Below are 26,612 nucleotides of genomic sequence, written 5' to 3'. Positions count from 1 at the left end.
ATATTTACAGAGAACAATTAACCAATTAGTTAATTGTTAATGTCAGAGGGGAGGTTAAAAGATGGACGAAGAGCTGTTCAGATTGCTGCTGTTTTCAGAACAGGACGGTACTTCCGTCGAGGAATTTATAAAACTTGGTTATCTGATAAGAAGTAATGACACCATATTCCGGACAAGCAAGCTGGACGAAGAGCTTAAAAAATTTATTGATGGTAAAAAAGAATCTTTATATGAAGCCGTTAAAGAATACGGCAGCGCCAGGGATATTAGAAAAGTGATGGAACGGGCGGGTATAAGGGAGTTTATAACATTCAGCGTTGTGGCCGATGAGCTTGTAAAAGAAGGAAAACTGATTAAGGATAAAGAAATGATCTGCATTACCCGGTAAATCTTTACTTGCATTTACTATAAGTATATAGTTTACTTTGGCTTTGTTTTTTACATATTATTTAAAGGATGACGAGCAGTATATACACAAATTTAATTTAGAAAAAGTATGGGTGGTTGGGAAAATGAAACAGTTTGCCGTAATCGGCCTGGGGCGTTTCGGGACAAGCCTGGCCATGACACTTACCAGGATGGGCTACGACGTCCTGGCGGTCGACACAAACGAGGAAAAAGTCAACAACATCATGGACAGGGTTACTCACGCGGTCCAGGTGGACGCCATGGACGAGCAGGCGCTCAAAGCGCTCGGTATCCGCAATTTTGACGTGGTGGTCGTGGCCATCGGCCAGGACATTCAGAGTAACATCCTGGTTACTGTGATGCTCAAGGATTTGGGAGTTAAAAAAGTGGTGTCCAAAGCTGTAACCGAACTGCACGGGAAGGTCCTGGAAAGGGTCGGCGCCGACAAGGTGGTTTTTCCCGAGCGGGATATGGGTGTCCGGGTGGCCCAGGCCCTTGTCTCAAAAAATATTATGGACCAGATCAACCTTTCGCCCGATTACAGCATTATCGAGCTGATGGCGCCGGATGATTTCGCCGGAAAAACGCTGGCTGAAGGAGCATTAAGGGTGAAACACGGAGTAACAGTGTTGGCCATACGGCGGGGTAATGATGTTATTATATCCCCCGGCGCCAAGCAGATGGTGCTGGATGGGGACGTACTGGTGATAGTAGGCCGCAACGATAAGTTAAGAGACCTGGAAGAGAAGTAGGAGTAGGGTCATAAACCTTCAACTAAAGCCCTTCCCGCTGTTTCTTTCTCAGCAGCATACCGGTTACCGGCCTTAACAGCAGCGCCAGGATTATCCCGGTGCCAAATGTAACAAGCATCGCGGTCTGGGTGTGGAAAACATACCAGAAAAAAAGATAACCGGACGATATCACGATGGACAGCAGCATCAGGGGAAAGGCTATCTTGAAAAAGTCCATGAAGCCTATATACTGGCCTCTTTTTTCAGCCATGCCGATTACCACGACATTGGCTGAGGCGCCTATTATGGTCCCGTTGCCGCCCAGGCAGGCCCCCAGGGACAAAGACCACCACAAAAAGTTAAGGTCGGTGATGCCGCCAAGCCTGCCCATATCCTGGATCAGCGGGATCATGGTGGCGACGAACGGGATGTTGTCAACAAATGAAGAAGCAACAGCGGACAGCCAGAGGATCAGTATGCCTGTCGGGAGCACGTCCCCGCCGGTTATTTCCAGTGCCCACCTGGCCACCGCCTCTATCACGCCTACCTCTTCTAATGCTCCAACCACCACAAAAAGCCCGATAAAGAAAAAAATCACAGGCCATTCCACGATCTGCAGAGCGTGTTCAGGGTCCTCCTTTGTGATCAAAAGCAAAAGCGTTGCCCCTGACAGGGCAATCACCGACGACTCGAGGTGGACATACTGGTGCAGGGCGAAGCCTAAAATGGTCAGGGCGAGCACCAGGAGGCTTTTACGCAGCAGGACAGGGTCCTTTAGCTCTTCACTCTCATCCAGCCGCATGATATTCGCCTGAAGTTCCTCTTTCGCCGACAGCTGGTTCTTGTAGATGAGCTGGAGCAATGGGATTGTCAAAACGTATACTACAACCACTATCGGTGTCAGGTTAAACACGAAGTCCATGAACCCGAGAGCGGTGGCGCTGCCGATCATGATGTTCGGCGGGTCGCCTATGAGTGTGGCGGTGCCACCAATGTTGGAGGCAATGATCTCGGCGATCAGGAACGGCAGCGGCGTAATTTTCAGCTGCCTGGCGATGGCAAAAGTGACAGGCACAATTAACAGGACAGTGGTGACATTGTCTAATAACGCCGACAGTACTGCTGTGACCAGGGACAGGGCGGCAATGATCCTCAGCGGCTCGCCTTTCGAACTTTTGGCAGCTTTAATTGCCAGAAATTCAAATACACCGGTGTGCCTGGTGATGCCCACAATGATCATCATGCCGACCAGCAGGCCGATAGTATTGAAGTCAATGGCCTCTACAGCTCTTTCCGGGTTGATGATTCCCGTTAATACCACCAGGGCTGCCCCGACCAGGGCCGCAACTGTCCGGTGAATTTTTTCAGATACTATTACTACATAAGTAATCAGAAAAACTGAGGTCGCTATTATCACCTGGTACTGTTCAATCAAAAATTTCACCCCGTTGAAACCGGTTGCGCGTTTTACTGACATTTTAAACCGGCAGCATCATTACTATCATTTACAATAATACTTTTTTGCATTAAAAAAGTGGGACGTCATTAGCATGACTTCCCACCCCAGAAGCCTGTTTACCTTGAAAACGAACCTGAAAAAGTTCGCTCAACCCGGAAACATCTTTATAAAGATTATCTATATTACTTTAACATAACACCCGGCACCGGACAAGATTTTTAAGGGCTCATATTTTTTAATAAGCAGGAATAATTTGCCGCTGTTAGAAGAATTATTAATTGGGAGGAGGTATTTTTAATTGATTAAAAAAATTCTTGTGGCATATGACAGTGGCAAAAAGTCCCATAAAGCCCTGGAGATCGCAGCGGAAATAGCAAAAAACTGCGATGCTGAAATTTATATCTTTACCTCCGTCAAAATGCCTGGAATAGTAACATCAGTAGCAGACCAGGATATGCTGAAGGATTTGGAGTACAAGAGCCTCGACTATTTTAAGAGTGAGCTGCAAGAGGCTGAGGAAAAGGTTAAAAACCAGGGTGTGCGGGTCCAGACTGTTATTGTAAAAGACAGCCCCGGTGCTGCTATCGTCCGTTTTGCCGAAAAAGAAAAAATAGACCTGATTGCCATAGGCTCACGCAACCGGGGCTTTATTGAAGGAATCATGTTAGGTCTGGGGAGCGTATCCAACTATGTAACACAGAATGCCAGGTGCCCGGTCCTGATCACAAAAGATTAATCAGTGAAATCCTAGTTTTTTTCATATGACTCCATCTGTTCCATGACCAGGTGTTTTCTCTCGCTCCCTGTCTCCTCGCTTAAAACACCTTCCGATAAAAGCTTCTCTATGGACAAGTGTTCAGCATAGAGGAGCTTTTTACGCGCGTTGAACTCCTGTTCCTGAAGAAGTTCCGGGTATTTGTCATAAAGGGCGCTTAACCTGTGGTTAACCGCCAGGAACCTTTCCGCATTTTCCTTCTCAATTTTATCAAAAATCTGGGGGGAAACCTGACCCTCTTTATACAGGCGGATGAGTTCATCCCCTGCCGCGGCGGCTTGCTGCAATTCGAATAATAACTGTTCATACTCTTTTAATCCGCTCACGGTTTTCTGGAGACCCAGGGCGCGTATCAGCGGGGAAACGGACAACCCCTGTATAAACAGGGAGAAGAACACGACACTTAAGGTAAGGGTGATTATTGTTTCCCGGCCGGCAAAATCCAGGGGCAGGCTCAAGGCCAGGGCCAGGGAAAGTGAACCCTTCAGCCCGCCCCAGTTAATAATGTGCTTGTATGATTTTGGCAGTTTATATCCCAGTGTTGATACATAGACGGCCGCTGCCCGGCCGATCAACACCAGGACAAACGCCACCGGTATTTGAAATATGTGTTCAGCGATAGTGATGTGGGATATTTCCAGGCCGACCAGGATGAAGACCAGGGAATTGGCGGCCAGCACAATGGTGTCCCAAAAAACGGAGATGCTGAACCTGGTGGTGGGGGACATCCCGATATCCTTGCCGTAATTGCCCAGTACCAGCCCGGCCGCCACCACTGCGATGACGCCGGAGACCTCGATTTGTTCCGCGATAATGTAGGCGCCAAAAAAAAGGACCACTGAAAACGCGTTTTCCAGGGGGTAATCATCAAAATAGCGGCCGATCTGCGATATTAAAAAGCCGAGGGAAAGGCCCACCAGCGTGCCTCCGACCACTACTTTAAAGAACATCGCCACCCCGGCGGCGGCGCCCCACAGGCCCAATGAGAAGATATAAGCAAGGGAGTAAACGGACAGCTTGAAAAGCACAACCGAGATGCCGTCATTGACCAGGCTTTCGCCTTCCATGATTACTGCCAGGCGGCGGTTGACGCCAAGGTTTTTAAATATCGAAATGACGCTTACCGGGTCAGTCGCCGCCATTAAAGCGCCAAAGACCAGCGCTGTCTGGAGGGGAAGACCCAAAGCAAAATGAGAAAGGCCGCCTGTTACCGCGAAGGCAATCAAAGTGCCCAGAAAAGCCAGCAGTATTATCGGCCGGCGGTTCTTGCTGATATCTGTATAGGAGAGTTTCAGGGAAGCTTCACCGAGCAGCGCCGGCAGAAAAATGGAAATAACAGCTGTGCGGAAGACTTCATCTGAAGCAAAAAAATTCCTTACTTCTTCAAGGACCCCCTCAACCGGCATCAGCCCGACTACCGCCCCGATGGTAACCAGGGCTATGGGGTACGGTTTGTTTAGCCTTTTAGCCAGTGCTGTTACGCCAACGGAAAGTGCTAAAAGAATAAAAACTAACTGTATGTTATGGATAACCATCTGTTCGACTACGCCCCTTGTTTTTTATATATGTACCAGAATAATTATCTCTTAGCGGCTTTTTAATAATTATACCTTAAAAAAGCTTACCAGGCATATATTGCCTGGATTCTAATGATGTATTCAGCTTAACGAAGGTCGATTAAAAAACTTAATATTTATATATAGTAAACATTATTTCAGAAATCCTTGTCAGTTAGTTGGAAGAGGGATAAGATATATTGTGTATCGAAGGTTGAAAAAAATACAGTATTCAACAGTATTTTTAAAAGGGGAAAGTGAAAGTGCCGGAGACATATCAGGTTTCCTTTGCCTGCGTGATTTTCCTGGGGACTTACCTGTTGTTAATCGCAGATAAAATTCACCGTACCATAGTGGCGCTTTGCGGTGCAATGCTGATCCTGATGGCAGGGATTATCACGCAGGAGAGGGCTGTCATGGCCATCGACTTCAACACCATCGGCCTCCTCATCGGTATGATGGTCATAGTTGGAATAACCCGCCAAACCGGTGTTTTTGAGTATTTGGCGATAATGTCAGCCAAATTCGTGAAGGGGGAGCCGGTCCGGATCATGATGGCGCTGGCTGCCGTCACCGCTGTGTTATCAGCCTTCCTCGACAATGTGACCACTGTTCTGCTGATAGTCCCCGTAACCTTTGCCATTACCCGTCAGTTGAAAATAAATCCGCTCCCTTACCTGTATGCTGAAATTATCGCTTCAAATATTGGCGGGACAGCAACTCTGATTGGCGACCCGCCTAATATTATGATCGGCAGCGCTGCCGGGCTGGGTTTCTTAGATTTTGTAATCGCGCTTACCCCGGTCATTATAGTGATTTATTTCGCCAACATAATCTGGCTGAAGCTGCTATACAAAAAACAGCTGGTGACAACACCGGAACTGCAAAAGAATATTATGGACCTGGACGAGAGGAAGGAAATTAAAGATCCTGTCCTGCTCAAAAAGTCTCTCCTGGTTATCGGACTTACCATCCTGGGTTTCATATTGCACCAGTTTCTGCACCTGGAATCCGCCACAATCGCTCTTTCGGGCGCGGCTTTGCTGCTGCTTTTGACGCGGGATAATCCTGAAAAAGCCCTCGGCGCGGTGGAATGGACGGTTATCTTCTTCTTCGCCGGGCTGTTTGTCGTGGTCGGCGCGCTGGATGAGGTGGGAGTAATCGAATATATAGCGAGAAAGTCACTGGAAATAACAGGCGGGGCTATGGTCTCCACCGGAATACTTATTTTGTGGCTGTCAGCTATAGCTTCGGCCTTTGTGGATAATATACCGTTTGTAGCGACGATGATCCCGCTGATCCAGGACATGGGCCGTATTGGGGGAATACCAGACCTGGAACCCCTGTGGTGGTCCCTTTCTCTGGGAGCCTGCCTTGGCGGCAACGGGAGCCTTATCGGGGCTTCGGCCAATGTGGTGGTAGCAGGCCTGGCGGAGAAAAGGGGATTCCTTATAACTTTTGTTAACTTTATTAAAATAGCCTTTCCGATGATGCTGATGTCGGTCGCTATTTCCATGGCATACCTGCTGCTTCGCTATCTCCACTGAATAAAAACTCTTTGTCGAGCCGCTAAAAATGTGATAAATCACGCCCATAAATAAGAATCCATCCCATTAAGGAGCCGCACTTTATGAACGCAAAAGCCGAACGCAGTATTTAATCACGTTCGGCTCACAAATATTATTTTATGACCCATAGTTTATCTTATAAGGCTACAGAGAAAAGCGAGATATTCTCACGTCCCACGTCTCAAGTCTCACGTCACAGTACCCACGTCCCACGACTCATTAGAACCCGTGTCCCCTGATAAATTCCTCCAGTTTCTCCAGGTCGTCGCCGGTAATTTTCAGCGGCGGAGACTGGCCGAGAAGCAGGCGGCCCTCCGCTATCTTAAGCTTGTCCTTTTCCTTTTGCAGGGCTTCCCTGTTCCCCTTGTTCTGATGGTAACGGATTAGTTCCATGGCCTGGCGGCGGTCAAACAGGTATATCGACTGGCTGCCGGACGAGTCTTCCTGAGCTGCGTCCCACCTGGCCCGGTAACTGGCGATTTCCCCGCTCTCCTCGGCCAGGCGCACCGCGGCCCTGCACAGCGCGTCTCCCTGCTTTCCTTCCTCATACTCAGTGGCCATAATCTCCAGGATTACGGCAAGCGGAAGGCAGCCTTCTATCCCTGCCTGCTTATCCCTGACCGGGTTAACCTGATAGAGATCTTTACTTTCCAGTTCCTGTTCCGGCGGCTTCGACGCCATACTGTGCTGTTGATCCGGCTGTTGTTTTCCCTTGAATTTGGCGCTTCTTCGCCTTTTCACAACCACCACTCCCTAAAACTAATTTACAAACAAATAAAACACATATCACAAGATTTACAGGATTTTGAGGATTTACAAGATTTAAATAATCTTTATTAGTAATAAATTCTTTTACTTGATTTTTATAAAATCATGTTAATTGGCTTAATCTTGTTAATCCTGTCAGTTTTTTTTAAAACCTTATGATTCTAGCATATATTTATTTTACAAATTGTCAAATTCCTTCCGGTCATAAAAAAAACCCGTTCTATACTGAACGGGTAAATGCAAAAAAACATTCTTGGAAGAAGGAGATAAATGAAAACCCGGATTCCTCCGCTATGAACCCGGGTTTTTCAAAATGGTATAAACCTTTTTAAAAAACAAAAACAGCCCCGGCCTTTACACGGAAGGCGGTACCAACCTGACCAGTAAGGTTTCCTGACTTGTGGATCTCAGCCGATCTCCCGCCTTCCCGGGCTACTTTAACCCAGTGGCACTGAGGGAGCCGCTCCCCACATACAGTGGCCTGACCGTCCGGGATTTTCACCCGGTTCCCTTTTCACCCCGTTAAGGGGTACCTGGACAGTACCTTATTTAGTTAAAAACATCCTAACACTATCTATACTATTTGTCCACTAAAAAATAATCTTTAAAATATAAAACTGCCTATCGGAAGATAAAACTGACTAAATCAACAAATTTTTATGCTGCGTCATGAAACGTCCACTTTTGCAATTTGTTTTACAGGCTTGGGCGCTTCCAATCCTAAAATTTCTTCAACAGAGTATATACCTGTCGGATGAGAGTGGATGTATTGTATTACTTTTTTCAGACAGTCGGTAAAAGCATTGCGGTTAATGGATTCATGCTTGATTTCCAGGCGCTCGTTGTCGCTGACAAATACTATTTTATGCACTCCTATAGTTCCCCCGCCGCGTATGGCGTGTATGGCGATCTCTCTTCCCTTACTGCTTTTATTCCCCTGTCTGCCAAAAATCAACCCTTTTTCCGGGTTTATACCCACCCCTTCAGCAATTGTTTTAGCCAAACATATTGCTGTTCCTGAAGGCGCATCCTTCTTGTACCGGTGGTGTTCCTCTATTACCTCGATATCAAAGCCCGACAGGACTTTAGCCATCTTTTTCGCTGAATCCATCAGCATATTTATGCCGATAGAGAGGTTTGGAGCCATAACCAGGCTTACTTCATACATATTAGCAATAGAGCGCAGCGCCTCGGTCTGGAACTTTGTATAACCCGTGGTTCCGACAATCAAGTCAGCGCCGTATTTGGCTGCAGTTTTAAGGTTGATAAGGCCTGTCTCAGGGTTGGTGAAGTCGACTACAATATCCGGACGTGTTGCTGCCAGAGACTGAATAAGCTGATCGCTTCCCTTTACAATTAATCCTGTTTCAGGGATTTCTAAAATATCTCCTATGTCTCTGCCCACTTTATCGCCGCCGCTGCGGCTTGCCACCAGCACAAGCTTTAAAGAAGGGTCTTTTAACAGGTTCCTGGCTACAGCCTGGCCCATACGGCCGAAACCAAAAAGAGCGACTCTTGCTTTCATGGACATTTGCTCGCCTCCCGTTTTTAAATTTGGATAAAAAAACCACGGTTTATAACACCGGGGTAAAAAGGGAATAAGCAATGACTGGGCAAAACCCAAAAGCTTTAATTATTGACTGCTTCCCTTTCAACGCTTACGAGGTTAGCTGACGGATTCGGGCCGAAAGATTAGCCCTACCTTTGAGACGTGGGACTTGGGACGTGGGACGTGAGGATCCGGGTAATTCTTTAGGGTTTTAAACCCCAAAGCCATTCCACAGTTCTCACGACTCACGACTCACGACTCAACGGATTCACCCCGGTGTAAATTGGTTCCCCCGCTTCTTGCTTGAAGAATTGAGCGGTTTATTGAGGCAGCGCCTGATTGAATTGTTAAATATTTGCTACAACTTATTATATCAACAAAAGTTGTCAGTTGCAATACCTAATATATAAAATTAAAATAATAAATAATCATACAAAGATGTCGTACAGCGTGTTTATTTTAAAGAAAATGCGTATGAACTGGAAGAAGGAGAGAAGCTTAAGCTGGATCAACTTGCCCAATTTTTAAATACTCAAAAACAATATGTGTTAACAGCTACGGGATATGCTGACAGCACCGGGGGGCAATATGCAAATGAATATATTTCCAGGATGAGGGCCGAAACTGTAACTAATTATTTAGTTCAAACCGCCGGTGTTTCGCCGGAGAGGATTGTGACAAAGAACATCGCTGAAATCGATGAGGAGAAAGAATTGGAGGAAGGCAGGAAGGAACAGAGGAGGGTTGACCTGGAATTCACTTACTCCGGATTTTAGCTCAGTTGAAAATAATAATTAAATGTGATAAAATGGAAAAAAATAGAGTGCTTTTTACGAGTTGGACGTACCAGGCAGGTTCGTTTTCAAGGTAGAGGCTTCTGGGGTGGGAAGTCAGGTTACTGGCTGACCCGCCCTTAATTTTTAGACAAACAGACAACTTCATAAGTTTATTAAAGTTGTATGGTTGATTTATAATTTCCTCAATTTTGGGAGGTTTGAAAACTATTAAAGAGGGAGGTATGATTTTGGAGAAACAGAGGGAAATCAAGATTGGGATCGGCTTTGCCACAGGAAGGAAAAGTTTCCGCAAGGTCCTTGGGGCTTATATCCATAACTGGAATGAATCAGGCCTGGTGGGAAATGAAAAAATCAGCTTAAATCTCTATATCGCATACGATCTTGATTATCACAAAACCAAAGTAACAGATTATACCAACGTAAAACCGGAACTAATGGATCAACTTGACAGCAGCCGGTTTATTGGAAGCTCCTCCATAGAAGAAGAAATCGATTGCCTTGTTCAAAATAATGTTGTCAGCCTGCGGGAAGCGCGCATGGTATTCGGCAAAGGATACGCAGTAAAACGAAACGCATTGCTCTATAACGCTATAAAAGACAATATGGATTGCCTGATTTTTCTGGATGACGACGAATACCCGGTGGCGGTTACAAATACACATGAAACAGCAATCTGGGGAGGGCAGCATGTTCTGGCCACCCACCTGAAACACATAACTCGTGCGGATATAACCCATGGCAATCACTGCGGCTATGTATCGCCAATTCCATACGTGGAATATGACGAGATAATGACTGAAAATGTTTTTCGCACTTTCATTGAAGCCATCAGTAATGATATTTTGAACTGGGATAATATCAAGAAGGTGATGAGCGACGGTGGAGTAACTTACGCGGATACCGGTGTGCTTACCAGCGGCGCTGCGTCAGAGGTGCGGGAGGTTAACCATGCCAAATTCATCTCTGGCGCCAACCTGTGTATCAACCTTACCGATCCCCGCAGGGTCTTTCCGTTTTACAACCCGCCGGGAGCCAGGGGCGAGGATACTTTTCTGAGCACCTGCCTGAACGATAGAAAAGTTCTGCGTGTGCCCTGCTACACCTTCCATGATGGTTTTTCCACATATAACCACCTTTTAGAAGGTGTGCTCCCAACACGGCTGAAATTCATCAGGGCTGATACCGACCATATTATTACCCGGTTCTACAGGGCTTGTATAGGTTGGATTCGCTATAAACCGTTGCTCCTCTATATTACAGCGCCGGATAATTATGAGGAAAAGATTGAAAAGATGAGAAATCAGTTAAGGGTGACACTGCCGAAAATCTGCTTATATTTTGGACAGCCGGATTTTATAAACATCCTGGAAGAACTGGATAAGCACCACAAGAACGTTAGAAGACATTATCGTGCATTTAAAGAAACACAACTGATATGGGCAAAAATAATGGAACACTTAGTACAAGTAAATAAGACCGCCAGCTGTAACGTTGGATTTGATTATGCCAAAAAGGCTTGACACTTAGTCGATGGACAACGAATCCCGCAGCCAATCCAGGAGCGCGGCTTTGTCACGCAGGACAACCGCTCCTTTTTCCTTTAAACTGTTGTACAGCAGGGCAGCTTTGCCGCCTGTGAAATCCCGCTCTTTAATATCTTGTTCTTCTATAAGCAAAACAGGTTTAGAATTTTCCAGGGCAAGAGAGACAGCCTCCAGGTTTTTTAAGTTTCCCCGGCCAAAAGGGATGTTTACCAGTATGCAAACATCGGCGTTACCGATAAGTTTTATGTTTTCCTGGTGGCTGCGTTCGGAAACCGGCAGGAAAGGTATTTCTTCAGCCATTCTTATATCCAAAAACCGGGCTGTTTCCCAGTCGACATCCCCCAAGTTGAGGACTCCGGCGCTGACTTCATACCCCTGTCCGGCCAGCAGCCCCAGTAAAGACGCTCCGGCCCCGCCGCCGCAGACAACATGTATTTTGCCCTTTTTTAATAAGTTCTGTGACTCCTGGGCCAGGAGTATAATGGAAGGCCGGCCGTTTACAGGATGCTTTCTGACCAGGACGCTGGCGCCGTATACTTCCTTGATATTGTCGGCGGTCAGCACTTCCGCCGGTTCTCCCACGGTGTAGATGCTGCCTTTTTTCATTAAAATAAGGCTGTCGCAGTACTGCGCGGCCAGGTTCAGGTCGTGAAAAACCGCGATAATGGTCAGGTCGTTTTCCCTGTTCAACCGCTTTAACAGGCTTAGTATTTCAACCTGGTGGTTAATATCAAGGTGAGAGGTCGGCTCGTCCAGCAAAATTATCTTCGGCTCCTGGGTCAGGGCCTTGGCAATAATCACCCTCTGCCTTTCACCCCCGCTGACGGCGGTGATCAGCCGGTCAGCCAGGTGGAGCGTGTCTGTCAGTTCCATTGCCTGCCTGGCTGCTGCAAAATCTTTTTCTCCCTCGCTTTGAAAACGTCCCAGGTGAGGGGAGCGGCCCATTAAAACTATGTCTTTAACCGCAAATGAAAAATTTACAGCGGTCTCCTGGGGGACCACGGCCATTTTTTGGGCCACTTCCCGCGTGTCCAGCCTGTAGAGGTCCTCGTCGTCAAGCAGCACCGATCCTCTCGCAGGTTTCAGTACCCGGCTCAAGGACTTTAAAAGAGTCGATTTGCCTGACCCGTTGGGGCCGATGATACCGGTAATACTGCCGCCGGCCACGGAAAAGGTCAACCCGTTCAGCACTTTGACAGCCCCGTATGAACATTCGATGTCATCTATTTTTAAAATTACAGCCACTGTCCAAAACCTCCAGGGTCAACTTTGAAACGCGCTGAAATTTCTTTTTAAAATCCAGGGTCGTTTTTCTTCCTTAACAGGTATATGAAAAAGGGGCCGCCGCACAGGGCCGTAATGATGCCCACGGGTATTTCTTCAGGGGCCGCGGCAACGCGGGCCAGGGCGTCAGCCACAATCAGGAAAATGGCGCCGGTGAGAGCAGCGGTAGGCAGCAGGACCCGGTGGTCGGGACCGACCATCAGGCGCACCGCGTGGGGTATAATCAGGCCGACAAAAGCTATTACACCGCTGACTGAAACGGCGGAAGCAGTGGTCAGGGTCGCAGCTGTGAGCAGGACTTTTTTCATCCTTTCCACATCTATGCCGAGGTGCTGCGCAGGTTCTTCGCCCAAAAGAATTACGTTCATCCTGCGGGCATAGAGGTGCATGATGGAATAGCCTGTTATAATGTAGGGCAGCAGGACCATGACGTGGTCCCAGCCGCGTCCCGCGAACCCGCCGATCATCCAGAAGAGTATCTGGTGGACATTCTGGCCGCTGGTGATCATTATATATGAGGTTATGGCTGAAAGGAACAGCCCGACCGCTATCCCGGCCAGAAGCAGGGTCGACATCTGGACCCGGTTTCCCACCCTGGCCAGGTTGTATACTACAATGGAGGTAACCAGGCCGCCCAGGAAGGCAACCAGGGGAACCGTGTATATTCCCAGCGCCAGCAACCCGCCGAGCGACAGCATGGCAGCAGTCGCCCCAAGAGCGGCGCCCTGGGAAATACCCAGGATGTAAGGGTCGGCCATCGGGTTTATGAGGAGGCCCTGCAGGACTACACCGGAGGCGGCCAGGCCGGCGCCGACCAGAGCCGCCAGGACCACCCGCGCCAGCCTCATCTGGAAGACAATAGTCTCATAATTATCAGGCCAGTCGCCGCGCGGTATCAGGTCGCCGGCCCACGGCAGGCGGCGCAGCATCATGGTTAAGACGTCGGTAAAGCCAATCCGCGCCGGGCCGATAGTGGTGCATAAAACCACAGTCAGCCCCAGTACGGCCAATAATAAAAATATTAACACTTTTCTCCGCCAAACCCGGTCATACTGATCCAACTATTTGTCCCCCAGTCCATGTCTGCCTATTTTATGAGATCAGGGTGGAACAACTTTGCCATAAACTCAAAACCCTCCACCATACGCGGAGCGGGGCGGACCACGGTGTTCTCGTCTACGACCAGGCCGACGCGGTCATTCCTGATGGCGGAAACCTGTTCCCACCCCTTGCGGGATTTAAATTCCTCCACAGTCTGCAGAGATGAACCATGGTGGCATAAGATAGCGACCTTGGGGTCCCTGGCCAGCACCATTTCGGGACTTAAATTAACCCAGTCCTGTTCCACGTCGCCGGCAATGTTTTTACCCCCCGCCATAGTTATGAGGCTGTTGACGAAGCTTTTGGAGCCGCCGGTGGTGAGAGGGTCCGGCCATATTTCAAAATATACGGCGGGCTTTTGTTCGTCGGGAAGCCTGCTTATCTTGGCGGTGATGCTGTCGATACGCTTTTGCATATCAGCGGTCAGTTTGTTTGCCGCCTCAGCTGCCCCGGTAAACTTTCCGACCAGTTTTATATCTTCCAGGACCTGCACCATGTCCAGTGACTCTATGACGACCACTGTCAGTCCCGCGCTCTCCAGCTGGGGTATGAAGTTCTCATTGATTTTTGTGGCCAGCACCAGGTCCGGCTTGGCTGTAACCACCAGTTCCGCGTTTGGAGTGGAGAAACCGCCAACCTTTGGCTTCGTTTTGGCCTCGTCCGGGTAGTTGCAGTAGTTGGTTACACCCACTACCTTGTCGCCCAAATCCAGCGCAAAGAGGATCTCTGTCATAGCTGGCGCCAGGGAAACAATTCGCTGGGGCGCCTCCTTAATTGTTACCACCCTGCCCAGGTCATCTGTAATCTGCATTGGAAAACCGGAGCCGCTCACAGGTTTTGCTGCATTGCCGCATCCCTGCAGCAGGAAAGCCGCCATAGAGATGATCAAGATAACAGACAGGACCGTATAGAGTGTTTGTTTCTTTTTGTCCAACATGAAGCACCCCTTTCAGGAATGAATTAACGTCTCACGTCTCAATGGAGCGTGTCAAGAGGACAGTTCTTCTGACACGCTTTACTCTCTTGATTTATGATTTGTAAGCGTGTCATAAAAACCGTCCCCTAGACACGCTCCCGCTGCTTGGGTCGTGCGACGTAGACCAATTTAGTCGTGTGTCGTGTGACGTGAGTCCTGTGATCCATGCATTCCTTTAGGGTTTTGTAGACCTTTAAGACCTGTCGTTCATTTCTCACATCTCAAGTCTCACGTCTCACGTCTCATTTAGTAGCTTCCTGCCTCCAGGTAGGCCTTCACCGCCCGGGTCAATGCCGCGCGTACGCCGCGGGCAAGCATATACCCTATCAACGTTCCCGGGCCGGCATATTCGCATGGTATTGAATCAGCCGACGCGATTAGTGTCGCGTCAGTGTTTGTGCCGCTGGCGAATGCTCCTGTCACCGGGCAGGTAACATCGAGATCGCGCAGGGTCTGGGTTTTAGCTTCAGTAACGGTCTGCACGGCGTTGACCAGCGCGCCGGGCGTCAGTGAATGAGAAAGGAAGGCCATAATGTTGATCGTTCCGGGTTTAGTTATATTGGGAGCCGGCACGCAATACGGAGTGACGCCGGCGGAGCAGGCGTTGTTGACCCCCGCCGTGATAATCAGGTGCGCCAGGTAATCCTGGTGTGAAACTTTCACCCAGCACGCGTCATTGACCCTGGCCGCGGTCATAAGGGCCGCCCAGTCAACTCCTGAAGCAGAGCTGTATGATTCAAATTGTGACGCCAGGTAAGCAGCCATCTCATCCGCGGGACAGTCAGAAGAGTACATCTTATCCACCTGGCGGTTTAAAAAATACCGCTTCCGGCCGATCCCGCCTCCAAAAATCCCTGAATTAACTGTGACCCATGGCCTGGTGGCAGCGGCCAGGATATAACCAGGCCCGGTGAAAGCCCGCAGACCTTTTTGCAGTTCAACCCATTTACCTGGTTGTGGAGATATGTATTCCACCAAAGTTTTACCGGCGGGCGCCAAATTTCACACCTTCCTTAATATAAAAGCAATGCTGGCGGCATAAAGGCCAATAAAAACAAAAACCCCGGCCTAAAATACGAGGTAGGGCAGGACATCCAGGCTGTGTTCAAAAGCAACCTTTGACCTGAACGATCACTACCTATCAACCGTAGGTATTTTAGTGATCGAAGAACAGGCAGGTCTCCTGGCTGAGGGTCATTCGATTACTCCGTCTTCCCGGCCGGCTAATCAGCCTTGCCAGTGACTTGTTTAGAGTTCATCACCCTTACAGTGGCGGGACCGCGCCGGATCAAACCGGACTTCCCCTTTAACGCTCCTATTAACAGCGACCTGTTCCAATATGATAAGATTGGCAGATTTATTTAATGCTGTATTCGCGTTAATAAGACAAAATCCTGCCATATTTTAAATTAATGCAGTATCCCCCAATTGGATGGAGCTGGACTATGCGGCCTGGCGGTGCCCGCTTATTTCAAATAGTACTTGTTTTTTCTGCAAGCGGATTTATAATATATTCATTAAAAGATATCGCTTAATTCTTGGGAAAGAAGCGGGGGAACCACTTTCACCGGGGTGAATCGATTTCAGAGGTCAGAAATCAGATGCCCGAAGTCAGATCATAAGAAGGAAAATCGCCAGGCGATTTTCCCAACAAGTAATCCGGCTTCTGACATCCGACCTCAGACGATCTGACATCCGACCTCAGACGATCTGACATCCGACCTCAGACGACTGACTTCTGAAATCGTAGGGCTATTCTTTCGGCCCGAATCCGTCAGCTAACCTCGTAAGCGTTTGAAAGAAGGATGAAGGATGTTTATTTGTATTGTCTGAAAATCCCCCTGACGATTATCTTGTTTGCGGGGTTTTTTGTTTTATATCAATTCTGTTTTTTGATTAAAGAGCAAATAATAAACCTGCAAGCAAAGATATACAACCTGATCGGGAGTTGTAGTATTGGAAAAACACCAGGTTTCGTATTTGAGGAGCCTTAAAAGAAAAAGGATGACGGTAAGCCCATTTCAGCTGATTGTGCTTGGCTACCTGTTGTTTGCCGCTTTGGGAACAGTGCTATTAAGCCTTCCCTTCTCTCTGCAGCCGGGTGTGAAATTCAGCCTGGTCGACGCTGTTTTTACCGCTACCAGCGCCGCCACTGTTACCGGGATTACAGTCGTTGACACTAAGGATACCTTCAGCACGACTGGCCGGTTTATCCTGGCATTTCTGATGCAGTTTGGGGGCATCGGCATAATGACTCTCGGTACCCTGGTATTCATCATGCGGGGTAACCAGATCAGCCTCCGGGAACGGATGATGATCAGCGCCGATCAGAACCAGCTGTCCCTGCAGGGGATGGTTTATTTGATGCTTTTCATACTTAAAGTAGCCGTCCTTCTCGAATTGTTAGGCACGCTGGTCCTGACCGTTCACTTCATGGATGAGTACCAGGCGCCTTTCGCAAGCGCCCTGGGTACCGGCATCTTTCACAGCATATCAGGTTTTACAAACAGTGGATTTGACCTGTTCGGCAACAGCCTGCAAAATTTCAAGCAGGACTACATAGTCCAGGGTGTCATTGGCACTCTGCTGCTGGCGGGAGCCATAGGTTTCCCGGTGCTGCTGGAGGCCAGCTCCAATTTTATTTCCTGGCGCAGGCGTGGAAGGATCAGCTTTTCACTTTACTCAAAAATATCCACAGTAACTTTTCTCGCCCTGCTGCTCGCCGGCTTGGTCTTTGTGCTGCTGTTTGAACAGAACAACACACTGGCCGGTTTGCCGTGGCACCAGAAGATTTCTGTGTCATTTTTCCAATCTCTGACCGCACGCAGCGGCGGCTTCAGCCTTGTGGATGTCGGCGCTTACAATACTGTAACGCTCCTGTTCTTCTGCCTGCTGATGTTTATCGGCGCTTCGCCCAGCAGCTGCGGCGGCGGCATCCGTACTACCACTTTCGCCGTGCTGGTACTGAGCATGCTGTCAATAATACAGGGGAGGACTTCAGTTAAAGTATTTCGCCGGGAGCTTTTTCAGGAAGATATCGTAAAAGCGCTCACAGTATTTTTTATTGCGGTGATGCTGGTGGTGGCCGCTGTTATAACACTCTCAGCCATAGAAGACTTTTCAACTACGGAGATCCTTTTTGAGGTGTGTTCCGCTTTCGGGACAACAGGCCTTTCCACTGGCATAACCGCAAGCCTTTCCACCGCGGGTAAAACAGTGATTATACTGATGATGTTAATCGGCCGCATTAGCCTGATAACTTTACTGCTGCTGTTCCGCAGGCGGAAGCCGGAAGACAGGTACCATTACGTAAAAGAGCATATTATTATTGGCTGACACGTTTTTGTGAGGTCCCTTTGTTTGCATTAATATGATGTGCAGGAGTTGTCTAATGGGAATATTTGATAAGGATTATTACGGCATCTCAGGAATGGGGGCAGGCAAAAAAAGATTCGTGCTAAGGGCTTCGCCAGCGCAAACTCTCGTGTTAGGTTTTGCCGCGATCATTTTAACCGGCGCTATTTTGCTGACACTGCCGGTATCTGTGCAGCCCGGGAGAGAAATTGATTTTTTAACGTCTCTTTTTACGGCGACGTCAGCGGTCTGTGTAACCGGCCTGGTAGTGGTCGATACGGGGACTCACTGGACTACCTTCGGGCATATTGTAATCCTGGCCTTAATCCAGGTTGGCGGCCTGGGTTTTATGACCATGGCGACATTTCTTTACCTGCTTTTGGGCCGCCGCATAGGCCTGAAACAGCGCCTCATCATCCAGGAATCCATGAACTATACCAGCCTGTCCGGAATTGTCAGACTGGCCAGGTATGTCCTTTTGTTTACTTTTGTAACTGAACTGGTTTTCGCGGCTGTGCTCTCGCTGCGCTGGTCATATGACCTGGGCTGGCAGAAGGGCTTGTGGTTTGGCCTTTTCCATTCGGTATCTGCATTTAATAACGCCGGGTTTGACCTTTTTGGAGAGTTCAAGAGCCTGACTGATTACGCCGGTGACGCCACGGTGACTCTCTGTGTTACCACGCTGATCATCCTGGGCGGGATAGGGTTTAGTGTTATTGTTGATGTTGTCCGGCGTTTTAAGGAACCCGGCCACCTGCTGCTGCACACAAAATTGGTCCTTTCCGTCAGTGGTTTTTTAATCATAGCCGGTACAATTATGATCTACCTTCTGGAATATGACAACACCCTGCGGGGCCTGAGTCCGCTGGGCAAGGTGCTGGCCTCTTACTTCCAGGCTGTCACGCCCAGGACGGCAGGATACAACACCCTGGACATGGGGGCGCTGCACTCGGCCACACAGTTCTTGTTAGTGATCTTAATGTTTATCGGCGCTTCCCCCGGTTCCACGGGTGGCGGTATTAAAACCACCACTTTTGGCTCCCTGGCAGTTTCCGTCTGGTGCATGATCAGGGGAAAAGAGAATACCGAAATATTTCAGCGCCGCATTGGACAGGACCAAATCTACAAGTCTCTGGCCATCCTTCTGCTTGCTGCCGGCCTTGTAACTTTTGTGACGCTGCTTCTCTCAATTACGGAAAAGGCAGATTTTCTGGCATTATTGTTTGAAACCACATCAGCTTTCGGAACGGTGGGACTAACCATGGGCATAACACCCAAGCTCACCACGTTTGGCAGGATTTTAATAATTTTGACCATGTTCCTGGGCAGGCTGGGACCGCTGACCCTGGCCTTCGCCCTGGCCAGGGTAAAGAGAAAGTCCCAGCTGCGCTACCCGGAAGAGAAAATCATGGTCGGCTAGAAGAGCAAGCTGTCGGTAAAAAACCGGCAGCTCTTTTATTTTTAATCGTGTAAATGCCAGGTTGCAGGATTGATATCCTGTCGAAACCCTAGATTTCTGAGCGTATGTTAATACCAGGCACTTATTATACTGTATTCATGTATTCACGTATTCAATATACTTATATAGCTCAATATTTTGTCGTTTCCTTCAATATTTTAAATATGTGTCACTTTTAATGATTTTGCTATACTGTATTCATGTATTCACGTATTCAAGTATTCAATATACATACAAAATACATGCAAAACAAGTGATTTTATTAACGAACCGGATAATTAATATGTTATAATAATGATGCTGAGTAGCACTAAAGAGTGATTATTGTATACAATATTAAGTTTGTTGCAAGTGGAGCAATGTATTTAAATAAGTACAATTGACATGCTTCAAACACGGTAAATCATATAAACAAATATAAGAACCCAACATTGCGTATCAAGAATTATTAAAGTTCATATTAATATGAATCTCAGCGGGAGGTGGTAGAAGCATTTAGTTACTAGAAAAACTGCTTGTTACTGTTTTAGTTGGAGAAGTAACTGGTGTGGGGTTTAGACTTTTGGCAAAATTTTAGGTTGCATTAGAATTTTATTTAATAAGGAGGATTTAAGTGAAAAAGTACAGGAAGGTCTTAACTGTATTACTTCTTGTTTCGTTTGTCGCGGTGATTGCCACCGGTTGCGGCGGCGGCAGCGGCGGCAGCGCGGACGCGGTCAAGGTCGGGGTAATCCTGCCGCTGACCGGCAGCGAGGCCATGTTTGGCGAGATGGAAAAGAACTCTTTTGAAATGGCTTACGAAGAGCTGAAAGCCGCCGGTAAAACCACTATAGGCGGAAAAGAAATCAAGCTTATGTACGAAGACGACCAGGGTAAGCAGGACGTGGCCAAGTCAGCCACCGAAAAACTGGTCAACCAGGATAAAGTCACCATGCTCAGCGGCGGCTACAGCAGCGCCTGCACCAACGTGATAGCCGGCTCGGCCCAGTCACTGAACACGCCGTTTCTTATTGTAACCGGTTCATCCGACGCTATCACCAAGCAGGGCTGGAGCTATGTATTCAGGGGAACCGCGGCTCCCGCCAGCAAGTATACCATCGCTTTCTGGGATATGTTGGAGAAAGTAGTCAAACCGCAAAACGTAGCCATTATTTTTGAAAACACAGACTTTGGCACATCTTCTTCCAAAGGCTTCAGGGAAGAATGCCAAAAAAGAGGTATCAATATAGTATTTGACCAGGCTTACGAGCACGGCGCAATCGACTTCAAGCCGATGCTGGCCAACCTGAGAAGCACCAACCCGGATATGATTTTCGCGACTTCCTACGTTATGGACGCTTCCATGATCGTGAAGCAGATGAAAGAGCTTGATTTCAACACCAAGCTTTTTGTCGGCAACGGAGCCGGCTACACCATGCCTGAGTTCTACCAAAACGCCGGAGCCGCTTCGGACTTTGTCGCCTCCACCACCCTGTGGGTGCCGAACGTGGCCTGGCCGGGCGCGAAGGAATATTTTGAAAAATACAAGCAGAAGTACGGGAAAGAGCCTGATTACCACGGCGCGCAGGCATATGCCACGATGTATGTTATAGCCGACGCCCTGGGCAGGGCTAAGGACCTGACCAACACAGGCATTCAGCAGGCTTTGAAACAGACTGACATCAAGACCATCATGGGTCCGATCAAGTTCGAAGACTGGGAAGGTTTCACCAACCAGAACAAGCCAAACACCTATGTTGTCCAGTGGTCAAAAGGGAAGCTGGAAGTTATTTGGCCGGAGGACGTCAAGTCGGCCAGCTATGTTTATCCTGTCCCGAAATGGAACGAGAGATAACAGTCTGATATTAAATTAAATACACGGCAGAACGGAAGGAGCTTATGCTCCTTCCGTTTGTACCAAAAACGCTTTAGCTTTTTGCATAACGGAGGGTGGGGTTAGACTTTGGAAGACCAATGGATTAAATTTGGCCAGACAGTAATATGCGGCTTGCTGCTTGGCGGTATGTACTCGCTGATCGCCATCGGGATGACCTTAATCATGGGTGTTATGAAGATTATTAACCTGGCGCACGGCGCGCTGGTTATGGTGGGTATGTATGTAACTTATATCTGTTCCACAAATTACGGAATCGACCCGTATATTGGCATGTTTATAGCCATGCCGGTCTTGTTTTTGCTGGGCTGCCTGATTCAAAAATATATGATTAACCGGTTGGTTGAAGTGGATTCCATCCTGCCGGAAAACCAGGTGCTGCTAACAGTCGGCATCATGCTGGTCCTGACCGAGGGTATCCGCCTGTTCTTTAAATCCGATTACCGCTCGGTCACCACCAGCTATTCCTCGAACACCGTATTTATCGGCGATATGTCGATAAGTGTGCCTCTGGTAATCGGTTTTATCATCGCCATGGCTTTTACGTTCCTTTTACACCTTTTTCTGACCAAATCAGATCTGGGCAAGTCAATCAGGGCGACTTCCCAGGACCGGGACGCCGCTGTTTTTATGGGTATTAACTCCTCAAAAATCACCATGATTACATTTGGCCTGGGCGCCGCCCTGGCCGCCGCCGGCGGGTCGCTCCTGCTGCCGCTGTTTTATCTTTTCCCGGATGTCGGCCACCTGTTTACAGCTAAATCCTTCATTATCACCATCCTTGGAGGTCTGGGCAGTACCTGGGGCGCCGCAATCGGCGGGCTTATCCTGGGGCTCTCGGAGTCCCTGGGCGCCACCTATATTTCCATGGGCTATAAAGACGTGGTGGGATTAGTGATATTCATACTGGTACTTTTATTCCTGCCTGGTGGTATAAGGAGTTTAGTGAAGAGGTGAGAAAATTATGTTAAACAAAAATATATTAATGACAATTGCTTTTGCTCTTATTGCTGTATTGGTGCCCCTGTTTATTAAAGCGCCGTACCAACTGCACATTATGATTTTAATCATAATCTGGGCGATCATCGGCACCTCATGGAACCTCCTCAGCGGTTACGCGGGCCAGGTTTCGTTCGGGCATGCCGCATTCTTCGGTTTGGGCGCTTACTCGGCAGGCCTTCTGACCCTGCACTACGGCCTTTCTCCCTGGTGGGGCATACTCCTGGGCCCGGTGGTGGCTACAGTGGCGGCCCTGCCTATCGGCGCGATCTGTTTCCGTTTAAGGGGCCCGTATTTTGCCCTGGCCATGCTGGCGCTGGGAGAAATATTCCGGCTGGTATTTCTGAATATGACAGATTTCACAAACGGGGCCAAGGGAATTCTAATCATGCCCGCGATCACGTCAAAAATGTTTTACTATTACGCCGGGCTGGCCATGCTGGCAGTAACCCTGCTGGCGACTTATTTGATTGTGCATTCCAAAATCGGTTACTACCTGGTCTCCATCAGGGAGGACCAGGACGCGGCTACCTCACTGGGCATACCCACAACTTTATACAAAAACCTGGCCCTGCTGCCGAGTGCTTTTTTCACCGGCCTGGCGGGTGCCTTCTATATGAATTATGTAGCCTTTATCGACCCCAACATCGTGTTCAACCTGACTAATATATCGGTGATGGTGATCCTGGTGGTTATGCTCGGCGGTGTGGCCACGACCTGGGGCCCGACCATCGGAGCGGCACTTTACATTATCATGGGGGAACTGTTCCGCACCACCCTTGGTCCTGCCAACGTGCTTGTATTTGGCGTGCTGGTCTGTCTTATTATCATGTTCCTGCCCAACGGTATCGCGGGAGAGCTGGATATATTAAAACGTATAACGCAGCGAAAAAAAGCTGGCGTGGCCGGGGGTGTGTAGATGAGTATCTTTGAGGCTAAAAACATAACTAAGAAATTTGGCGGCCTTACCGCTGTGAATGACTTAACTTTTAAAGTTGAAAAAGGGGAAATTTTTGGTGTCATCGGGCCGAACGGTTCCGGGAAAACTACCGTGTTTAATATGGTGAGCCGTTTCTTCCCGATCACATCAGGCGAGATTTATTTCAATGAAAAGAGAATAGACACGCTGCCGGCCCATGAAATATGCAAGATAGGCATAGGCAGGACGTTTCAGGTGGTTAAGCCTTTAAGGCGCATGACCGTTCAGGAAAATGTAATGGCGGGAGCTTTTTTGCGGACTGGCAGCATCGGCAAGGCCAGGCACAAAGCGGAAGAAATTATTAATTTCTGCAACCTCGACAAGTATAAGCACCGGGAAGCCAAAGGCCTGCCCATACCCCTGCGCAAGCGGCTGGAAATAGCCAGGGCGCTGGCCACAGAGCCTGAGCTGCTCCTGCTCGACGAGACCTGCGCGGGACTCAACCCCAAGGAGTCCGAGGCGGCCATAGAGCTGATCAGGCGCATTCGTGACGCGGGTGTTACCATTATTATTATTGAACACATCATGAAAGTGATGATGGGTATTTCCGACCGGATCCTGGCGATCAATTTCGGGAAGGAGATAGCCATGGGCAAACCGCAGGAAGTGGCTAACCACCCTGAGGTAATTAAAGCATATTTAGGAGAGGCCTATGCTTAAAGTAACAAATATAGATGTGGCTTATAAAGACATACAGGTGCTGTGGGATATTTCTTTTGAGGTAAACCAGGGGGAGTTTGTGGCGCTCCTCGGCGCCAACGGCGCCGGTAAAACCACTACTCTGAACGCCATTTCCGGCATGCTGAAAATCAAAAAGGGCAAAATTGAATTTATGGGAAAAGATATAACCGACCTTCCGGGGTATAAAATAGCGGAGCTGGGTATCATCCATGTGCCGGAGGGCAGGCGGCTTTTCCCTGAAATGACTGTGCGGGAGAACCTGGAGATGGGGTCCCTTTTTCCCGAGGCAAAGTCCAAGAGGAAAGAGACCATGAAAAAAGTTTTTGAGCATTTCCCCATCCTGGAGGAAAAGCAGCACAAAGAAGCCGGGACGCTCTCCGGCGGCCAGCAGCAGATGCTTGCATTGGGCAGGGGGCTGATGGCGCTGCCCAAGCTCCTGATCCTGGACGAACCTTCCCTGGGCCTGGCCCCGGTGCTGGTAACGCAAATATTCGACAATATCAAGGAAATTAACAGCGAGGGCGTTACAGTGCTGCAGGTTGAACAGAACGTTGTGTCTACCTTAAAGATGTGCCACCGCGCCTACGTCCTTGAAAACGGCAAGATCTACCTGCAGGGCACCGGACAGGAGCTCCTGAATGACGAGCATATTAAAGAGGCGTACCTCGGCATATAAATGATTTATTAATACACGGGGTCACAGGCTGCGGGCCGCTTGCCAACACGTGTTGTTTTAGGTTGTAAGATCAGTTTGGTTGATACGCCTAAGGCTTCACCTTGCTAACGCCCGCGTCCTGTGATATTTTTATTATAACCCCGGTGTTATCTGTAAATAGCAGGATATATGCTGAAAAAGCCGAATTAGTAAATATTTATAATATCAATAAGTGTTCAAGGGGTGAGTTTACCGGTGAAGCAATTTGCTGTAAAATCCCTTAAACTCAAAAACAGTATTATCATAATCAGCGTTATACTGCCCATGCTGATCGGATTTTTAGCCTATGACCTGTACCGGCAGACCAACACGCTGCGCAACGCCCTGCTCGAAAGAGGCATCATCCTGGCCCAGACCGGCGCCGCTGCCTCGGGGAAAATACTGTCTGACGCCATTGCTCATGGGGTTATGACACAGGAGCAGATTTTTGACACAAATTATATACCGATTGCCAGTACAAGCCCCCAGAAATACCATACATTGTTTGACTCCTTCACCGACGCAAATTTAAGCAAGGTGCAGGACCCTTATCTGAACGACAAGGTAGTAATATACGCGGTATCACAGGACATAAACGGTTACGTCCCCACCCATAATAATGTTTACCCCAAGAGCGGCGTCTTTGAGCCCGGTGGGATAGGCGACAACCCGGCCCGCAGCAAACGTATATTTAATGACGCTGTAGGCCTGGCCTCCTCGCAGAACACCGAGCCGTACCTCCTGCAGGTATACAAGAGGGGAGACACCGGCGAAACCATGTGGGACATATCGTCTCCGATCTACGTGGACGGACGCCACTGGGGGGGGTTCCGGGTCGGTTTCTCGATAGAAGAAACGAACCGGCAGATCGCTGTGGCCAGGGGGCAGATTATGGGCGGAGTCGCAGTCCTCACCATCGCCCTTATTATTTTAATCATATATATTTCGAACCGGATTACAGACACTGTCAAGAAGCTCGAAATAGAGGCTGACCGTATAGCCAGGGGCGATTTTACAGCTGTAGACCTGGAGACGTCGTCCAAGGACGAGCTTGGCAGCCTGATCAGGTCGTTTGTCAACATGGCGGATAAACTGCGGGAGCTGGGTGAGAGGACCAGGCGTTCGGTGGCCAATGTCGCACAATATACAAACGAACTCCAGGTCAGTGTCAAGAAAGCCGCCGACACCTCCAACGCCGCCGTGGTAAAAATGAGCCAGCTGTCTGAAACCGTAAGCAAGATGGAGGCCAGCTCCGAAGCAGTGATTATTGCTTCCGAAAAAACTGTTGTGAGCCTGGCGCGCGCCGAGGAGACTTCAGAGAAGTTTTTGAAGCAGATGAAATCAAGCAGCGTGGCTATGCTGCGCACCAGTGAGTCGGTCAAGGAACTCGAGTCGCACCTGGAAAAGATAGGTGACATAATACAGTTCATCGCCCTGATCGCCGATCAGGCCAACCTTTTGGCCCAGAAGGCAGTTACAGAAATGAAGAGCTTCATCGCGAACAACAGCAAGGCCAAGACACAGAAAGAGATCACAGGGGCGGCTGAAACAATCGCCAAAGAGGAGAGCAACTTTACCGCCCTGGCGGCTGAAATACAGAAGCGTTCGCAGGACGCCGCCACTGCTACCAAAGGAATATACAGCCTGTTTGAAAAAGCGCTGCAGCACGCCCGCCAGGCTTCAATCAGCCTGGAGGAGGACCAGCAGATAGTTTCCGAGGGGTACAGCGCGGCCAGCGAGGCTTCCCAGTCCGTGAAGTCGCTTCTGTCCGACCTTAAAGATATGATCGTGATGGTAAAAGAAATTATAAGCTACTCGCAGCAGGTAACTGACGGGATCAATTCTGTGAATAAAGCAACCGGGGAACAGACAGCGCTGGTCGAGGGATTCACCTCCGCGGCGAAGACACTGGACGAAGTTGTCAACCAGATGCAGGAAGCAATTTCAAACCTGAAGATCTAAATTGAGATGTGAGGATGAGAAATGAGCCGGGAACATATTCCCGGCTCAATTATATTATATTGATAAAATTACTGTGTTGGCCAAATTAGTTTTTA

21 protein-coding genes, 1 pseudogene, 4 riboswitches and 2 other annotated features are annotated in these 26,612 nt (G+C 48.6%); of the genes and pseudogenes, 14 read left to right on the top strand and 8 right to left on the bottom strand.

Annotation, left to right across the window (positions count from 1 at the left end; all coding sequences use genetic code 11):
- The first annotated feature begins 61 nt into the window (after nt 1–61).
- Together ACOBQJ_RS09470 and ACOBQJ_RS09465 are read left to right on the top strand one after the other, a co-directional pair.
- Complete coding sequence (locus ACOBQJ_RS09470) at nt 62–388, top strand: hypothetical protein (RefSeq protein ID WP_421071510.1); 327 nt, start codon at nt 62–64, stop codon at nt 386–388.
- An 82-nt stretch (nt 389–470) separates the two neighbouring features.
- The gene (locus ACOBQJ_RS09465; RefSeq protein WP_421071602.1) at nt 471–1,160 is read left to right on the top strand and encodes a potassium channel family protein; all 690 of its coding nucleotides are present in this window, start codon (nt 471–473) and stop codon (nt 1,158–1,160) included.
- A gap of 22 nt (nt 1,161–1,182) precedes the next feature.
- On the opposite strand, the gene ACOBQJ_RS09460 is transcribed toward ACOBQJ_RS09465, so the two are convergent.
- Complete coding sequence (locus tag ACOBQJ_RS09460; protein WP_421071601.1) at nt 1,183–2,574, bottom strand: SLC13 family permease; 1,392 nt, start codon at nt 2,572–2,574, stop codon at nt 1,183–1,185.
- A gap of 117 nt (nt 2,575–2,691) precedes the next feature.
- Nucleotides 2,692–2,751: a sequence feature (sodium ion sensor (DUF1646 type); this cis-regulatory element may regulate processes involved in with the transportation of sodium ions), on the bottom strand.
- A 145-nt stretch (nt 2,752–2,896) separates the two neighbouring features.
- Between ACOBQJ_RS09460 and ACOBQJ_RS09455 the strand changes: the two genes are divergently transcribed.
- A complete protein-coding gene (locus tag ACOBQJ_RS09455) occupies nt 2,897–3,334 on the top strand; it encodes a universal stress protein (protein ID WP_421071509.1) in 438 nt (145 codons plus the stop codon).
- 11 nt (nt 3,335–3,345) lie between these two features.
- On the opposite strand, the gene ACOBQJ_RS09450 is transcribed toward ACOBQJ_RS09455, so the two are convergent.
- Entirely contained in the window at nt 3,346–4,908 is a 1,563-nt protein-coding gene (locus ACOBQJ_RS09450) for a cation:proton antiporter (RefSeq protein WP_421071508.1), read from the bottom strand.
- A gap of 284 nt (nt 4,909–5,192) precedes the next feature.
- On the opposite strand from ACOBQJ_RS09450, the gene ACOBQJ_RS09445 reads away from it, so the two are divergent.
- Nucleotides 5,193–6,476, top strand: coding sequence for an SLC13 family permease (locus ACOBQJ_RS09445; protein ID WP_421071507.1), 1,284 nt, complete (start codon nt 5,193–5,195; stop codon nt 6,474–6,476).
- A 240-nt stretch (nt 6,477–6,716) separates the two neighbouring features.
- Here the strand turns inward: ACOBQJ_RS09445 and ACOBQJ_RS09440 are convergent, their stop codons facing one another.
- Nucleotides 6,717–7,238 (bottom strand): hypothetical protein, encoded by a 522-nt coding sequence (locus tag ACOBQJ_RS09440; protein ID WP_421071506.1) that lies wholly within the window; start codon nt 7,236–7,238, stop codon nt 6,717–6,719.
- A 392-nt stretch (nt 7,239–7,630) separates the two neighbouring features.
- Nucleotides 7,631–7,817: riboswitch (cobalamin riboswitch) on the bottom strand.
- Between the two features lie 115 nt (nt 7,818–7,932).
- Nucleotides 7,933–8,796, bottom strand: coding sequence for a 4-hydroxy-tetrahydrodipicolinate reductase (dapB, locus tag ACOBQJ_RS09435; protein WP_421071505.1), 864 nt, complete (start codon nt 8,794–8,796; stop codon nt 7,933–7,935).
- 108 nt (nt 8,797–8,904) lie between these two features.
- Nucleotides 8,905–9,142, bottom strand: a riboswitch (cyclic di-AMP (ydaO/yuaA leader).
- Between the two features lie 139 nt (nt 9,143–9,281).
- Between dapB and ACOBQJ_RS09430 the strand changes: the two are divergent.
- Together ACOBQJ_RS09430 and ACOBQJ_RS09425 are read left to right on the top strand one after the other, a co-directional pair.
- Nucleotides 9,282–9,590, top strand: a pseudogene (locus ACOBQJ_RS09430) (OmpA family protein); the annotation flags it as partial.
- A 59-nt stretch (nt 9,591–9,649) separates the two neighbouring features.
- Nucleotides 9,650–9,706, top strand: a sequence feature (sodium ion sensor (DUF1646 type); this cis-regulatory element may regulate processes involved in with the transportation of sodium ions).
- Between the two features lie 132 nt (nt 9,707–9,838).
- Entirely contained in the window at nt 9,839–11,131 is a 1,293-nt protein-coding gene (locus ACOBQJ_RS09425) for a hypothetical protein (RefSeq protein WP_421071504.1), read from the top strand.
- 3 nt (nt 11,132–11,134) lie between these two features.
- Here the strand turns inward: ACOBQJ_RS09425 and ACOBQJ_RS09420 are convergent, their stop codons facing one another.
- The 4 genes from ACOBQJ_RS09420 to ACOBQJ_RS09405 form a co-directional block, all read right to left on the bottom strand.
- Nucleotides 11,135–12,400 carry a heme ABC transporter ATP-binding protein gene (locus tag ACOBQJ_RS09420; protein WP_421071503.1) on the bottom strand — a complete coding sequence of 422 codons (1,266 nt, stop codon included), beginning with the start codon at nt 12,398–12,400 and terminating at the stop codon, nt 11,135–11,137.
- 47 nt (nt 12,401–12,447) lie between these two features.
- Nucleotides 12,448–13,500, bottom strand: coding sequence for a FecCD family ABC transporter permease (locus tag ACOBQJ_RS09415; RefSeq protein ID WP_421071502.1), 1,053 nt, complete (start codon nt 13,498–13,500; stop codon nt 12,448–12,450).
- A 26-nt stretch (nt 13,501–13,526) separates the two neighbouring features.
- A complete protein-coding gene (locus ACOBQJ_RS09410; RefSeq protein WP_421071501.1) occupies nt 13,527–14,477 on the bottom strand; it encodes an ABC transporter substrate-binding protein in 951 nt (316 codons plus the stop codon).
- A 285-nt stretch (nt 14,478–14,762) separates the two neighbouring features.
- Nucleotides 14,763–15,515, bottom strand: a complete 753-nt coding sequence (locus ACOBQJ_RS09405) for an adenosylcobinamide amidohydrolase (RefSeq protein WP_421071500.1) — start codon at nt 15,513–15,515, stop codon at nt 14,763–14,765.
- A gap of 156 nt (nt 15,516–15,671) precedes the next feature.
- Nucleotides 15,672–15,864: riboswitch (cobalamin riboswitch) on the bottom strand.
- Nucleotides 15,865–16,034: 170 nt separating this feature from the next.
- Nucleotides 16,035–16,325, top strand: a riboswitch (cyclic di-AMP (ydaO/yuaA leader).
- 147 nt (nt 16,326–16,472) lie between these two features.
- Here ACOBQJ_RS09405 and ACOBQJ_RS09400 point away from each other — a divergent pair.
- The 8 genes from ACOBQJ_RS09400 to ACOBQJ_RS09365 all read left to right on the top strand — a co-directional run bounded on the left by ACOBQJ_RS09400 (nt 16,473) and on the right by ACOBQJ_RS09365 (nt 26,517).
- Nucleotides 16,473–17,852 carry a TrkH family potassium uptake protein gene (locus ACOBQJ_RS09400; RefSeq protein ID WP_421071499.1) on the top strand — a complete coding sequence of 460 codons (1,380 nt, stop codon included), beginning with the start codon at nt 16,473–16,475 and terminating at the stop codon, nt 17,850–17,852.
- A gap of 55 nt (nt 17,853–17,907) precedes the next feature.
- Nucleotides 17,908–19,290, top strand: coding sequence for a TrkH family potassium uptake protein (locus ACOBQJ_RS09395; protein ID WP_421071498.1), 1,383 nt, complete (start codon nt 17,908–17,910; stop codon nt 19,288–19,290).
- Nucleotides 19,291–19,942: 652 nt separating this feature from the next.
- Nucleotides 19,943–21,163: an ABC transporter substrate-binding protein gene (locus tag ACOBQJ_RS09390; RefSeq protein ID WP_421071497.1), complete on the top strand. Its 1,221-nt coding sequence runs from the start codon at nt 19,943–19,945 to the stop codon at nt 21,161–21,163.
- Between the two features lie 108 nt (nt 21,164–21,271).
- Nucleotides 21,272–22,159, top strand: a complete 888-nt coding sequence (locus ACOBQJ_RS09385; protein WP_421071496.1) for a branched-chain amino acid ABC transporter permease — start codon at nt 21,272–21,274, stop codon at nt 22,157–22,159.
- 7 nt (nt 22,160–22,166) lie between these two features.
- Nucleotides 22,167–23,120: a branched-chain amino acid ABC transporter permease gene (locus tag ACOBQJ_RS09380; RefSeq protein ID WP_421071495.1), complete on the top strand. Its 954-nt coding sequence runs from the start codon at nt 22,167–22,169 to the stop codon at nt 23,118–23,120.
- Entirely contained in the window at nt 23,121–23,840 is a 720-nt protein-coding gene (locus ACOBQJ_RS09375) for an ABC transporter ATP-binding protein (RefSeq protein ID WP_421071494.1), read from the top strand.
- Entirely contained in the window at nt 23,833–24,537 is a 705-nt protein-coding gene (locus ACOBQJ_RS09370) for an ABC transporter ATP-binding protein (RefSeq protein WP_421071493.1), read from the top strand. Before ACOBQJ_RS09375 ends, ACOBQJ_RS09370 begins: the two co-directional genes overlap by 8 nt.
- 234 nt (nt 24,538–24,771) lie before the next feature.
- Nucleotides 24,772–26,517 carry a methyl-accepting chemotaxis protein gene (locus ACOBQJ_RS09365; RefSeq protein WP_421071492.1) on the top strand — a complete coding sequence of 582 codons (1,746 nt, stop codon included), beginning with the start codon at nt 24,772–24,774 and terminating at the stop codon, nt 26,515–26,517.
- Nucleotides 26,518–26,612: the final 95 nt, after the last annotated feature.

This window comes from Pelotomaculum propionicicum, from assembly GCF_048984525.1.
Taxonomy (GTDB): domain Bacteria; phylum Bacillota; class Desulfotomaculia; order Desulfotomaculales; family Pelotomaculaceae; genus Syntrophopropionicum; species Syntrophopropionicum propionicicum_A.
This window is presented reverse-complemented; position numbering and strand designations above follow the sequence as displayed.